Raw genomic sequence first — 13,407 nt, 5'->3', positions numbered from 1 at the left:
GTGGATGGCCCGGTCCGGCCCAAAAGGCAGGCGAGTTTACCCACCTCACTTGATAGCTATGCGCCGGGCGATCATATTTTCTTCCCCTATCGGGTTGAAGTTTTGTTGATCCAGGGTCGGTCGACCGCCCGGGCGCCCTACCCTTCAAAGGGTGAAGCCACTGATGTCACTGGAGTCCGAGGTCGATCTTCCCGGCGGAGCCGTGCTTCCCGGTGCACTGCCCGACGCTCTGCGGGCGGAGCTCATCGCGTTCCGGCGCGACCTGCACATGCACCCGGAGCTCGGCAACCAGGAGTTCCGCACGACCGCCGCGATCAAGGAGCGGCTGGAGAGGGCCGGCCTCAAGCCGCGCGTCCTCGCCGTGGGGACCGGACTCGTCTGTGACATCGGCGTGGAGGGCGAGCAGTGGGACGGCGGTCCCAGCATGCTCGCCCTGCGGGCCGACATCGACGGCCTGCCCATTCCGGACACCAAGGCGGAGTGCCCGTACCGCTCGACCGTGCCCGACCGTGCGCACGCCTGCGGTCACGACGTGCACACCACCGTCGTCCTCGGCGCCGGCCTCGTCCTCGCCGAACTGCACCGCCGGGGCGCCCTGCCCCGCCCCGTCCGGCTGATCTTCCAGCCCGCCGAGGAGGTGCTGCCCGGCGGCGCCGCCGACGCCATCAAGTGCGGGGCACTGGAAGGCGTCGGCGCGATCATCGCCGTGCACTGCGACCCCCGGGTGGACGCCGGCAAGATCGGGCTCCGTGAGGGTCCCATCACCTCCGCCTGCGACCGGCTGGAGATCGGCCTCGACGGCCCGGGCGGCCACACCGCCCGCCCGCACCTCACCACCGACCTGGTCACCGCCGCCGCCCGCGTCGTCACCGACGTACCCGCGCTGGTCGGCCGCCGCTTCGACAGCCGCAGCGGGCTCGCCATCACCTGGGGCCGCGTCGAGTCCGGGCACGCGCCGAACGTGATCCCGCAGCACGCCGAGCTCTCCGGCACCGTGCGCTGCCTCGACCTCGAGGCGTGGCGGCAGGCCCCCGACGTCGTGGTCGCGGCCATCGACGAGATCGCCAACCTGTACCGCGCCAAGTCGGAGATCAACTACGTGCGCGGCGTGCCGCCCGTCGTCAACGAGCCCGGCGTCACCGAGCTGCTGCGCGACGCGATGATCGCCCGGCGCGGGGTCGAGTCCGTCGAGAGCACCGAGCAGAGCCTGGGCGGGGAGGACTTCTCCTGGTACCTGGAGCACGTCCCCGGCGCGATGGCCCGCCTGGGCGTCCGCACCCCCGGCGAACGCCAGGTCCGCGACCTCCACCAGGGCGACTTCGACGTCGACGAGTCGGCCATCACGGTAGGAGTGGAACTCTTCACGGCCGCGGCCCTGGTCAACGGCCTCCGCTAGAACCGCCTGCCCGGCCGCCCCTGCCTTCCTCCGGGCAGGGGCGGCCGTGCCTCTCTTCGGGGACGCGGTGAACTGCGCGACGAGCCACGACGCCGCCGCACGGCCACTCGGGGGCGCGGGGAACTGCGCGACAAGCCACGACGCCGCCGCACAGGTACTCAGGGGCGCGGGGAACTGCGCGAAAACCACGACGCCGCCGCACGGCCACTCGGGGGCGCGGGGAACTGCGCGACAAGCCACGACGCCGCCGCACAGGCCCGACGACCTCGACCCCCACGCCCCCGGCCCGGGCAGCCACACCCCCGGGCCCGACGGCCTGCTCTCCGGTTGCGAGCGGCGCAGCCCCACGGCAGCCTGGTCCGCGACACGAGGTAGACACGCGCCGTGTTCCCGACCGCTCCCGACTACACCTTTCGACCCCGTTCGATCCCGTGGTTCACAAGGGCGTAACCGGCCATCGGCACGAATGGATAACGGCCCCGCGGCGAACCGTTCCCAGGAGTGTCTACGCGCGTTAATGTGCGCCGAACCGAGCACCCATCGCGGGGCTTTGGAGAATGGGGAACTTCAGATGCGTCGGATTTCCAAACTGACCCGTGTCGCGGTGGGGGTCGCGTCGCTCGGGCTCGTCGCCACGGCCTGCGGCGGCACCAGCAGTGACAGCGGCGACAGCGGCAGCAGTGACAAGGGCCTCGCCATCGCCTACGACGTCGGCGGCAAGGGTGACCAGTCCTTCAACGACGCCGCCTTCGCGGGTCTGACGAAGGCCAAGGACGAGTTCGGCTACAAGACGGCCGACATCGAGCCCACCGAGGGCGAGACGAACGCCGACAAGGAGCAGCGCCTGGCGTCGCTGGCCAAGCAGGGCTACAACCCGGTCATCGGTGTCGGCTTCGCCTACGGCCCGGCGATGAAGGCCGTGGCCGCCAAGTACCCGAAGACCACCTTCGGCATCGTGGACTCCGTCGTCCCGGGCAAGAACGTCGCCTCCCTCGTCTTCGCCGAGGAGCAGGCCTCGTACCTCGCCGGTGTCGCCGCCGCCAAGGCCACGAAGACCGACGTCGTCGGTTTCGTCGGCGGTGTGGACGTGCCGCTGATCCACAAGTTCGAGGCCGGCTACAAGCAGGGCGTGCAGGACACCAACTCCAAGGTGAAGGTCCTGTCGCAGTACCTGACGCAGACGGCCGAGGAGGGCGGCTTCTCCAGCCCCGACAAGGGCAAGGCCGCCGCCGAGGGCCAGATCGAGAAGAAGGCCGACGTGCTCTACGCGGCCGCCGGCCTGTCCGGCCAGGGTGTCATCGAGGCCGCCGCCAAGGCGAAGGTCTGGGCGATCGGTGTCGACTCCGACCAGTACAAGCAGGCCGCCCTGGCGCCGTACAAGAACTACATCCTCACCTCCGCGCTCAAGGACGTCGGCGGCGCGGTCTACGCCCTGTCCAAGTCGGTCCACGACGACAAGCCGCTGACCGGCACCCAGACCTTCGACCTGAAGGTCAACGGCGTGGGCCTGGCGGAGTCCAACCCGCAGTTCGCGAAGGTCGCGGGTCTCCAGGACGCGGTGAACAAGGCCAAGCAGGAGATCATCGACGGCAAGATCAAGGTCAACACCGAGTGATCCGGCCGGTCTGACCAGCCGGAGCGGGCGGGCACCACCTGGGTGCCTGCCCGCTCCGCGTTTCCCGGCCCTCTCCCGGAACCGGATCACCCAGCGCCACCCCCCGTTTGCGGTCGGCAACGCCCCGGCCAAGCCCGGGTGATGGCTTGGCCACGGGCGCATAACAAGGTGGACAGAAGGGGTTTTCAGGCAGGTCTACGCGCGTTAATCTGCGGCGAAGCCAGCGCTGAAGCTGAACCGTCCGGCGCTGTGCACCTCGGTTGTACGACAGGAGCACCCACACATGCGCCGGATTTCCCGGATCACGGTCGCAGGCGCAGCGACCGCCTCCCTGGCCCTCGCGCTCTCCGCCTGCGGCGGCACCTCGACCTCTGCCGGGTCGTCGGACTCGAAGGGCGACAAGGGCCTCGCCATCGCCTACGACGTCGGCGGCAAGGGCGACCAGTCCTTCAACGACGCCGCCTACGCAGGCCTTGAGCAGGCGAAGAAGGAGTTCGGGTACCAGACGGCCGACTTGGAGCCCACCGAGGGCGAGACGAACGCCGACAAGGAGCAGCGCCTGGTCTCCCTGGCCAAGCAGGGCTACAACCCGGTCATCGGTGTCGGCTACGCGTACGCCGCCGCCGTGAAGGGCGCCGCGGAGAAGTTCCCGAAGACCACCTTCGGCATCGTCGACGACGCCACGATCAACACCAAGAACGTGGCCGACCTGGTCTTCAACGAGGAGCAGGCCTCCTACCTGGCCGGCGTCGCCGCCGCCAAGACCTCCAAGTCGAAGGTCGTCGGCTTCGTCGGCGGCGTGGACATCCCGCTGATCCACAAGTTCCAGGCGGGCTTCGCGCAGGGCGTCAAGGACACCGACCCCAAGGTCAAGGTGCTCTCGCAGTACCTGACGCAGACGGCCGAGGAGGGCGGTTTCGCCAGCCCCGACAAGGGCAAGACGGCTGCCGAGGGTCAGATCGAGAAGAAGGCCGACGTCGTCTACGCGGCCGCCGGTCTGTCCGGCCAGGGCGTCATCGAGGCCGCCGCCACCAAGAAGGTGTGGGCGATCGGTGTCGACTCCGACCAGTACCAGCAGGAAGCCCTTGCCAAGTACAAGGACTCCATCCTGACGTCGGCGATGAAGGACGTCGCCAAGGCGGTGTACAACCTGGCGAAGTCGGTCGAGGACGGTAAGCCCGAGACCGGTATCGTTCGTGGCGATCTGAAGTCCGGCGAGGTGAGCCTGTCGAACTCGAACCCGAAGTTCGCGGACGACGCCGAGCTCCAGGCAGCCATCAAGACGGCCAAGGAGAAGATCATCAGCGGCCAGATCAAGGTCAAGAGCAGCTGACGAGCGACTGCCTCGAAGCAGGCGGTAACCCCCGGGGTTACGTCCGCTCGACGGGGTACGGGGAGCTGCTCCTCGTGCCCCGTTGCCGCGGGGCGTCGGCCCCTTTGCATGCCGTAGGGGCGCTACGCGCGTAGACGGCCCCCGTCCCCAGGAGAGTGCGCCATCAACGCGTCCAGCAGCCCTCCGGCCGGAGCGGCGGTCAACGAATCGGTGACCGCCGTCGAACTCGCCGGGATCACCAAGCGTTTCCCCGGAGTCGTGGCCAACTACGACATCCACCTCAGCGTCCGCAAGGGCACCGTGCACGCCCTGGTCGGAGAGAACGGCGCCGGCAAGTCCACGCTGATGAAGATCCTCTACGGCATGCAGAAGCCGGACGAGGGCACCATCGCCGTGGGCGGCGAGCAGGTCACCTTCTCGTCGCCGGCCGACGCCATCGTCCGCGGCATCGGCATGGTCCACCAGCACTTCATGCTCGCCGACAACCTCACGGTCCTCGAGAACGTGGTCCTCGGCAGCGAGAAGCTCTACGGCATCGGTGCCAAGGCCCGCCGCAAGATCAAGGAGCTCTCCGAGCGCTACGGCCTCGGCGTCGAGCCCGACCTCCTCGTCGAGGAGCTCGGCGTCGCCGCCCGCCAGCGTGTGGAGATCCTCAAGGTCCTCTACCGCGGCGCCACCACCCTCATCCTCGACGAGCCGACCGCCGTGCTCGTGCCGCAGGAAGTGGACGCGCTCTTCGTCAACCTGCGCGAACTGCGCTCCGAGGGCCTGTCGGTCATCTTCATCTCCCACAAGCTCGGCGAGGTGCTCTCCGTCGCCGACGAGATCACCGTCATCCGCCGCGGCACCACCGTCGGCACGGCCGTCCCGTCGGAGACGACGCCCCGTCAGCTCGCCGAGATGATGGTCGGCAGCGAGCTGCCCACGCCCGAGACGGCCGAGTCCACGGTCACCGACCGCCCGGTCATCACCGTCGACCGGGTGCGCCTCGCGGCCCCCGGCGGCAAGGCCCTCCTGGACGACATCAGCTTCACCATCCACGCGGGCGAGGTCCTCGGCATCGCCGGCGTCGAGGGCAACGGCCAGACCGAACTGGTCGACGCCCTCATCGGCCTGCGGTCCGCCGACAGCGGCACCATCCGGCTAGCCGACGAGGAGATCACCGCCTGGCCCACCCGCAAGCGGCGCGAGCAGGGCATCGGCTACATCCCCGAGGACCGGCACCGCCACGGCCTCCTCCTGGAGGCACCCCTCTGGGAGAACCGCATCCTCGGCCACGTCACCGAGAAGCCCCTCGCCAAGGGCGTCTGGCTGGACCCGAAGGCGGCCCAGCAGGACACCCGCCGGATCGTGACGGAGTACGACGTCCGCACCCCCGGCATCGACGTCACCGCCGCCTCCCTGTCGGGCGGCAACCAGCAGAAGCTGATCGTCGGCCGCGAGATGAGCCACAAGCCGCGCTTCCTCATCGCCGCGCACCCCACCCGGGGCGTGGACGTCGGCGCCCAGGCCGCCATCTGGGACCACATCCGCGAGGCCCGCCGCGAGGGCCTGGCCGTGCTGCTGATCTCCGCCGACCTGGACGAGCTGATCGGCCTGTCCGACACACTGCGCGTGATCTACAACGGCAAGCTGGTCGCCGACGCCGACCCGGCCACCATCACCCCCGAGGAGCTCGGCTCGGCCATGACCGGAGCCGCCACCGGGCACCTCGAGCACGACGACACCCCCGAGACCTCGAAGGCCGACGCCCCCGAGTCTCCGGAAGACGAGGCCCGCTGATGAAGAAGTTCGACAAGGAGCGCCTCCTCCTCGCGGTGGCCGGACCGGTCATCGCGCTGGCCGTGGCCTTCGTCCTGAGCGCGATCGTGCTGCTCGCCTCGGGCAAGAGCCCCTTCGAGCCGTTCGCCCTGATGTTCGAGCAGCTGGGCTTCTCCGACATCCAGGTCCTGATCATCAACCAGGCCTCGATGTACTACATCGCGGCCCTCGCGGTGGCCATCGGCTTCCGGATGAACCTGTTCAACATCGGCGTCGACGGCCAGTACCAGCTCGGCGCCATGATGGCCGCCGTCGTCGGCGCCCATGTGAACCTGCCGGCCGTCCTGCAGGTCCCGCTGCTGCTCCTGACCGCCGTCCTCACCGGCGCCTTCTGGTCCGGCATCGCCGGCGTCCTCAAGGTCACCCGCGGCGTCAGCGAGGTGGTCGCCACGATCATGCTCAACGCGATCGCCACCTCCGTGATCGCCTACATGTGGCTGCCGAACGTCTTCGGCGTCAAGGCCGGCAACAACAACACCACGGGCGAGATGTCCGAGTCCGGCTGGATCCCCGGCATCAGCCTGGGCGACGCCGGTGAGATCTACGGCCTGGTGCTGCTCGCCGCCCTGCTCGGCATCGGCTACTGGATCGTCCTCAACCGCACCCGCTTCGGCTTCGACCTGCGTGCCTCCGGCGCCTCGACGAGCGCCGCCGCGGCCAGTGGCGTCGACCCCAAGCGCATGGTGCTGACCGCCATGCTGATCTCCGGCGGCATCGCGGGCCTGGCCGGCCTGCCGATCCTGCTCGGCGACAGCCACACCTACGACCTCAACTTCCCCACCGGCATCGGTTTCCTCGGCATCGGCATCGCGCTGCTCGGCCGCAACAGCCCGGTCGGCATCGCCTTCGCCGCCCTGCTGTGGGCCTGGCTCGACAAGGCCTCGCCCGAGCTGGACTTCCACGGCTACGACAAGGAGATCGCGGTCATCATGCAGGGCCTGATCGTCCTCTCGGTCGTCGTCTCCTACGAGGCCGTCCGCGAATGGGGCCTGCGCCGCCAGCAGCGTCGCGTCGGCGCCGAACTCGCCGCCGGACACGTCCTCGGCGCTCAGAACACGAAGGAGGTGGCTGGCCGATGACCACCGCGACCGACGTCAACCAGCCCACGCTGCAGCCCGCGGCGCCGACCGGCCGCCGCCTGTCGTGGCCCGTCCTGCTGCTCGTCATCGCCGCAGGCCTGGCGCTCACCTCGATCGTCCGCATCATCACGGGCGCCGACGGCATCACCAACGTCAGCCAGATGTCCACCGCGCTCCAGCTCGCCGTGCCGATCGGCCTGGCCGGTCTGGGCGGCCTGTGGGCCGAGCGCGCGGGCGTGGTCAACATCGGCCTCGAAGGCATGATGATCCTCGGCACCTGGTTCGGCGCCTGGGCCGGCTTCCAGTGGGGCCCGTGGACCGGTGTCCTGGTCGGCATCCTCGGCGGCGCGATCGGCGGTCTGCTGCACGCCTTCGTGACCGTCACCTTCAACGTCAACCACATCGTCTCCGGTGTGGCCATCAACATCCTCGCCCTCGGCGCCACCCGCTACCTCGCGCCCCTCGCCTTCGAGGGCCACACAGGCGGCTCCGCCAAGCAGTCCCCGGCGGTGGACTCCCTCGGCAACTTCACGGTGCCGGGACTGTCCGACGCCCTGCGGGACCTCAACGCCCACGGCTGGTTCCTGATCTCGGACATCGCCGGCCTGCTCGGCGGCCTGGTCACCAACGTCTCCTGGCTGACCCTGATCGCCATCGCACTGGTCCCCGGCACCTGGTGGATCCTGTGGCGCACCGCGTTCGGCCTGCGGCTGCGCTCCTGCGGCGAGAACCCGGTCGCCGCCGAGTCCCTCGGCGTCAACGTCTACAAGTACAAGTACATCGCCGTCGTCATCTCCGGCGGACTGGCCGGCCTCGGCGGTGCCTTCCTCTCCATCGTCGCCAACCCCTTCTACCTGGAGGGCCAGGTCAGCGGACGCGGCTTCATCGGCCTCGCGGCGATGATCTTCGGCAACTGGATGCCGGGTGGTCTGGCCCTCGGTGCGGGCCTGTTCGGCTACACCGACAGCCTCAACCTGCGCGGCGGCTCCTCCAACGTGCACGCCCTGCTGCTGCTCGGCGCGCTGCTGCTGATCATCGGGGCGATCTTCCTCGTGGTCCGCAAGAAGTACGCCCCGTCGATGATCACCGCGGTCGTCGCCGCCCTGGTCTTCGCCTGGTACGCGACCACCGACGAGGTCCCGAACCAGGTCGTCTCCGCCACGCCGTACGTCATCACCCTCATCGTCCTCGCCATGTCCGCCCAGCGGCTGCGGATGCCGAAGGCGGACGGGCTGCCGTACCGGAAGGGGCAGGGCAAGTGACCGGCACCGGCCCGGACGTCGACTGGGAGAAGCTGCGCGCGGTGGCGCGGGACGCCATGTCCCGGGCGTACGCCCCGTACTCCGGCTACCCGGTCGGCGTGGCGGCCCTCGTCGACGACGGCCGGATCATCTCCGGCTGCAACGTCGAGAACGCCTCGTACGGGCTCGGACTGTGCGCCGAGTGCGGCCTGGTGTCCGAGCTGCACAACACCGGCGGCGGCCGGCTGACGCACTTCACCTGCGTCGACCGCGACGGCGACACGCTCGTCCCGTGCGGCCGCTGCCGTCAGTTGCTCCACGAGTTCGGCGGTCCGGATCTGCTGCTGGAGACCCCCGCGGGGATCCTGCCGCTCTCGGAGATGCTGCCCCAGGCCTTCGGCCCGGAGCACCTCAGCAAGTAATTTCCGTGCGGCCCCTCTGAGTTGCTCACGCGACCGGCTCAGAGGGGCCGTACGGCTTCTGGAAACCTCGGAAGGAAGCCAAGCCATGGCCATGGACGTCATCTCCGTCATCCGCACCAAGCGGGACCGCGGTGAACTCAGCGACGCGCAGATCGACTGGGTCATCGACGCGTACACCCGCGGGGAGGTCGCCGACGAGCAGATGTCCGCTCTCGCCATGGCCATCCTGCTGAACGGAATGAACCGCCGCGAGATCGCCCGCTGGACGGCCGCGATGATCGCCTCCGGCGAGCGCATGGACTTCTCGTCCCTGTCCCGCCCGACGGCCGACAAGCACTCCACGGGCGGTGTCGGCGACAAGATCACCCTTCCGCTGGCGCCTCTGGTCGCCGCGTGCGGTGCGGCCGTCCCCCAGCTCTCGGGCCGCGGCCTCGGCCACACCGGCGGCACGCTCGACAAGCTGGAGTCCATCCCCGGCTGGCGCGCGCTGCTGTCCAACGAGGAGATGCTGAACGTCCTCGACACCACCGGCGCGGTCATCTGCGCCGCCGGTGACGGCCTCGCCCCCGCCGACAAGAAGCTCTACGCGCTGCGCGACGTCACCGGCACGGTCGAGGCGATCCCGCTGATCGCGTCCTCGATCATGTCCAAGAAGATCGCCGAGGGCACGGGTTCGCTGGTCCTGGACGTCAAGGTCGGCACCGGCGCCTTCATGAAGACCATCGAGGACGCCCGCGAACTGGCCTCCACCATGGTGGGTCTCGGCACCGACCACGGCGTGAAGACGGTCGCGCTCCTCACCGACATGTCCACCCCGCTCGGCCTCACCGCGGGCAACGCCCTGGAGGTCCGCGAGTCGGTCGAGGTCCTGGCCGGTGGCGGCCCCGCGGACGTCGTCGAGCTGACGGTCGCGCTCGCCCGCGAGATGCTCGACGCGGCCGGCATCAAGGACGCCGACCCGGCGAAGGCCCTGGCCGACGGTTCGGCGATGGACGTCTGGCGGCGCATGATCGCGGCCCAGGGCGGCGACCCGGACGCGGCCCTGCCGGTCGCCCGCGAGCAGCACGTGATCAAGGCCCCGTCGTCCGGTGTCCTGAGCCGCCTCGACGCCTACGACATCGGCGTCGCCGCCTGGCGCCTCGGCGCGGGCCGGGCCCGCAAGGAGGACCCGGTGCAGGCGGGCGCGGGCGTCGAGCTGCACGCCAAGCCGGGCGACACGGTGCGCGAAGGCCAGCCCCTTCTCACCCTCCACACGGACACGCCCGAGCGCTTCGAGTACGCCCTCCAGTCGATCGAGGGCTCCTACGACGTCGCGGCGTCCGGCACGGACTTCACGGCGTCGCCGGTGGTGCTGGAGCGGATCGCCTGACCTGGGGTTTTCTCGTTCGGGTGAACGGGGCTGGTGGACCCGCACCAGTCCCGTTCGGCATGCTGGGATCGGTGACGCACTGATTGGAGTACCGCCATGAGCGCACTCACCGTCGACCACTCGCCGGCCAACGGGCACGAGTGGGACGACCTCGTCCGGATCTGGCAGGAGACGGACGCGCCGGAGGGCTGCAAGGTGGAGATCATCGAGGGGATCGTCACCGTGGCACCACCGCCGTCCAACGCCCACAACGACATCGCCGACCTGGTCCAGCGAGCCCTGTACGAGGTCATCCCCAGGCACTGGGGCATCTACCAGACTCTGGGCACGGCAGTCCCGTCCCGGGACGGGCTCTACATTCCTGATCTCGCGGTAGCCCCCAGGCAGGTGCTGCGTGACGAGGGTGGCAACTTCATCCCAGCGGCTGCCGCCGAACTCATCGTCGAGATCACGTCCAAGTCGAACGCGGCGCACGACCGGATCAAGAAGGCCGCAGGCTACGCCCAGGCCGGTGTGCCGTTGTACCTGCTCATCGACGGCTGGGCCCCCGGCGGTCCCACCATCACGCTCTACGGCGAACCGCAACGGGACGTCTACCGGGTTCTCGACGCGGGCAAGTTCGGGGAACATATCGCGTTGCCCGAGCCCTTCGGCCTCGAACTCGACACCGGCGAGTTCGACGGGAACTGAGTCACCCCAGCACCGCCGCCACGACCACCAGCACCGGCACCGCAAGCACCGTCGACAGCAGGATCGCCTCCCGCGCCAGGACCTCGCCCACCCGGTAGCTGCTCGCATAGGTGAACAGGTTCTGGGCGGCCGGCAGTGCGGACGTCACCACCACGTCGAGCAGCAGGGCACCGTGCAGGCCGAAGACGCCCGCCGCCAGCGCCCAGGCGACCAGGGGCTGGACCACGGACTTCAGGGCCACGGCGAGGAGCACCGGGGCCCGTTCCGCACCGCGCAGCGGGAGCGTGCTGCCGCGCAGGGAGATGCCGAAGGCCAGCAGGACCGCCGGGACCGACATGTTGCCGATCAGGGTGAGGGGGTCCAGCAGGGGGCCCGGCACCCTCAGGCCCGACGCCGAGACCGCCACCCCGGCCAGGGAACCCAGCGCTATCGGATTGCGCAGCGGCGTCAGCAGCCGCTGCCACAGCGGCCGCTTCTCGCCACCGCTCGCCAGGTCCAGGACGGTCAGGGCCACCGGTGTCACCCCGACCAGCTGGAACAGCAGCACCGGCGCGACCAGTGACGCGTCACCCAGCACGTACACGGCGATGGGGATGCCCAGGTTCCCGGAGTTGACGTAGCTGGAGCACAGCGCGCCGATCGTCGTCCGGCCCACGCCCCAGCCCCGCGCCGCACCCACCGCCACGAAGACACCCGCCGCCGCTGCCGTGCTCATGGCCGTGACCAGCAGCCGGTCGGAGAAGATCACCGACAGGTCGGCCTGCGCGAGGGTCGTGAAGAGCAGCGCCGGGGACGCCACGTGGAAGGCGAGCTTGGTGAGGACCTCGCGGCCCCCGTCGCCCAGATACCCCCGGCGGCCGATCAGATAGCCGACGCCGATGACGACGGCGATGACCGCGAACCCGCTCAGCACCCCCCGCACGGCACCTCCCCACCGGCGAAGAAGGTGTCGGACAGCGTGGCAGGGAGAGATGGTTGGAGCATGCAGCCAACCCTCCGGGGAAGGCGCTGCCCAGGTCAATGTGATCCTCACGGCGCCGCAGGCCGTTGTCGCGGCCCGGCAGGACGGACAGACGCGATGAGTTACAGCCGCCCACCCGGTCTACCGATCGTGGACGCCATGACACCGCCCGTGCTCGTACTGCCCGGCCCTGTCACCCGGGACGAGGTGAGAGGGCTCAGCGACGATGTGCGGGCACTGCTGCACGGCAGCGGTGCCCGGGTCGTGGTGTGCGATGTCGCGGGAGTGGGGCCGCCGGGGCTCGCCGCCGTCGACCTGCTGGCGAGGCTCCAGCTGGCCGCCCGCCGGGCCGGGGGACGGATCCGGCTGCGCGACCCCGACCCGGCCCTACGCGCCCTGCTCGACCTGGTCGGTCTCCGCTTCGAGGTGGAGGGGGAGATCGAACAGCGGGAACCAGCGCTGGGTGTCGAGGAAGCAGTGGAACCCGGTGATCCGGCCGTCTGAGATCTCCAGAACCTGGACCGCCCACGGCATGAAACCGCCGTTGTCCGGGTCCGGCTTGTACTGGGCGAACCCCGGCAGGCCGTTGACCTGCACGGGCACCAGCCGGGAGCCCGCGCAGGGAGCGCCGAGCGTGGTCATGAAGCCGGTGATGTCCCGCGTACCCGTCAGCCACAGGTCGAACGGCGGCATCGTCATGACCGCGTCCTCGTGCAGCAGGGCCGTCAGCGCCGCCATGTCGTAGCCCTCGAAAGCCGCCACATACCGGTCCAGCAGCTTCTTCTGGTCCTCGTCCAGCGGGTCCGAGACCGCCGCGTCGGCGCCCGGCTCCCGGCGGTCGGCCAGGGTGGCGCGGGCCCGCTGGAGGGCGCTGTTCACCGACGCCACCGAGGTGCCCAGCAGCTCGGCGACCTCACTGGCCTTCCAGGCCAGGACCTCGCGCAGGATCAGCACGGCCCGCTGCTTGGCCGGGAGCCGCTGCAGGGCGGCCATGAAGGCGAGCCGGACGGACTCCTTGGCGATCGCGGTCTCGGCCGGGTCGCCGGTCGTGGGCAGCACACGGGCGTCCGGCATGGGCTCCAGCCAGGTGTTGTCCGGGCGGGGGGAGAGGGCGGCCCGGGCGAGCGGGGTGGACTCGGTCAGGTCCATGGGCCGGGCCCGCTTGTTGCCCGCGGTGAGCATGTCCAGGCACACGTTGGTCGCGATCCGGTAGAGCCAGGAGCGCAGGCTGGAGCGGCCCTCGAACTTGTCGTAGCTGCGCCAGGCGCGGACCATCGTGTCCTGCACCGCGTCCTCGGCCTCGAAGGAGGAGCCGAGCATCCGGTAGCAGTACCCCGTCAGCTCCGTCCGGTGTGCCTCCAGCCTGATGTCCAGGTCCGTCGCTGCCGCCGTGCCGTTCGCCATCTCCACCCACCCCTGTGGACGTTCTGTTCGCGCGCCGTTGCGCCCCAGCACTTCGGAAGCTACCGCAGCCCACTGA

The 13,407-nt window shown here is 70.0% G+C and carries 12 protein-coding genes; 10 read left to right on the top strand and 2 right to left on the bottom strand.

Features of this window, described 5'->3' with window-relative positions:
- The first annotated feature begins 163 nt into the window (after nt 1–163).
- From ACFCXS_RS01495 to ACFCXS_RS01455, 9 genes are all read left to right on the top strand, one after another.
- On the top strand, nt 164–1,396 hold the full coding sequence (locus ACFCXS_RS01495; protein WP_376641496.1) for a M20 family metallopeptidase: 1,233 nt from the start codon (nt 164–166) through the stop codon (nt 1,394–1,396).
- Nucleotides 1,397–1,967: 571 nt separating this feature from the next.
- Entirely contained in the window at nt 1,968–3,011 is a 1,044-nt protein-coding gene (locus ACFCXS_RS01490) for a BMP family protein (RefSeq protein WP_376640820.1), read from the top strand.
- A 283-nt stretch (nt 3,012–3,294) separates the two neighbouring features.
- A complete protein-coding gene (locus ACFCXS_RS01485; RefSeq protein ID WP_376640818.1) occupies nt 3,295–4,344 on the top strand; it encodes a BMP family protein in 1,050 nt (349 codons plus the stop codon).
- 210 nt (nt 4,345–4,554) lie between these two features.
- Complete coding sequence (locus ACFCXS_RS01480) at nt 4,555–6,126, top strand: ABC transporter ATP-binding protein (RefSeq protein WP_376640816.1); 1,572 nt, start codon at nt 4,555–4,557, stop codon at nt 6,124–6,126.
- The gene (locus ACFCXS_RS01475) at nt 6,126–7,244 is read left to right on the top strand and encodes an ABC transporter permease (RefSeq protein ID WP_376640814.1); all 1,119 of its coding nucleotides are present in this window, start codon (nt 6,126–6,128) and stop codon (nt 7,242–7,244) included. Before ACFCXS_RS01480 ends, ACFCXS_RS01475 begins: the two co-directional genes overlap by 1 nt.
- Complete coding sequence (locus tag ACFCXS_RS01470; protein ID WP_376640812.1) at nt 7,241–8,506, top strand: ABC transporter permease; 1,266 nt, start codon at nt 7,241–7,243, stop codon at nt 8,504–8,506. The genes ACFCXS_RS01475 and ACFCXS_RS01470 overlap by 4 nt, the downstream gene beginning before the upstream one ends.
- On the top strand, nt 8,503–8,907 hold the full coding sequence (locus tag ACFCXS_RS01465; RefSeq protein ID WP_362234923.1) for a cytidine deaminase: 405 nt from the start codon (nt 8,503–8,505) through the stop codon (nt 8,905–8,907). The genes ACFCXS_RS01470 and ACFCXS_RS01465 overlap by 4 nt, the downstream gene beginning before the upstream one ends.
- Before the next feature lie 91 nt (nt 8,908–8,998).
- Nucleotides 8,999–10,276, top strand: a complete 1,278-nt coding sequence (locus ACFCXS_RS01460; RefSeq protein WP_376641495.1) for a thymidine phosphorylase — start codon at nt 8,999–9,001, stop codon at nt 10,274–10,276.
- A gap of 96 nt (nt 10,277–10,372) precedes the next feature.
- The gene (locus ACFCXS_RS01455) at nt 10,373–10,966 is read left to right on the top strand and encodes a Uma2 family endonuclease (RefSeq protein ID WP_376640809.1); all 594 of its coding nucleotides are present in this window, start codon (nt 10,373–10,375) and stop codon (nt 10,964–10,966) included.
- 1 nt (nt 10,967) lies between these two features.
- Here ACFCXS_RS01455 and ACFCXS_RS01450 read toward each other — a convergent pair whose 3' ends face one another.
- Nucleotides 10,968–11,888 (bottom strand): AEC family transporter, encoded by a 921-nt coding sequence (locus ACFCXS_RS01450; RefSeq protein WP_376640807.1) that lies wholly within the window; start codon nt 11,886–11,888, stop codon nt 10,968–10,970.
- Between the two features lie 156 nt (nt 11,889–12,044).
- On the opposite strand from ACFCXS_RS01450, the gene ACFCXS_RS01445 reads away from it, so the two are divergent.
- Entirely contained in the window at nt 12,045–12,431 is a 387-nt protein-coding gene (locus ACFCXS_RS01445) for an STAS domain-containing protein (RefSeq protein WP_376640805.1), read from the top strand.
- On the opposite strand, the gene ACFCXS_RS01440 is transcribed toward ACFCXS_RS01445, so the two are convergent.
- A complete protein-coding gene (locus ACFCXS_RS01440; protein WP_376640803.1) occupies nt 12,315–13,331 on the bottom strand; it encodes a sigma-70 family RNA polymerase sigma factor in 1,017 nt (338 codons plus the stop codon). The two genes, ACFCXS_RS01445 and ACFCXS_RS01440, sit on opposite strands and share 117 nt — an antisense overlap.
- Between the last annotated feature and the right edge of the window lie 76 nt (nt 13,332–13,407).

This window comes from Streptomyces sp. NPDC056373 (assembly GCF_042262425.1).
Classification (GTDB): Bacteria; Actinomycetota; Actinomycetes; order Streptomycetales; family Streptomycetaceae; genus Streptomyces.
The sequence above is the reverse complement of the archived record's forward strand: the minus strand, read 5'-3'. Positions and strand labels throughout refer to the sequence as shown.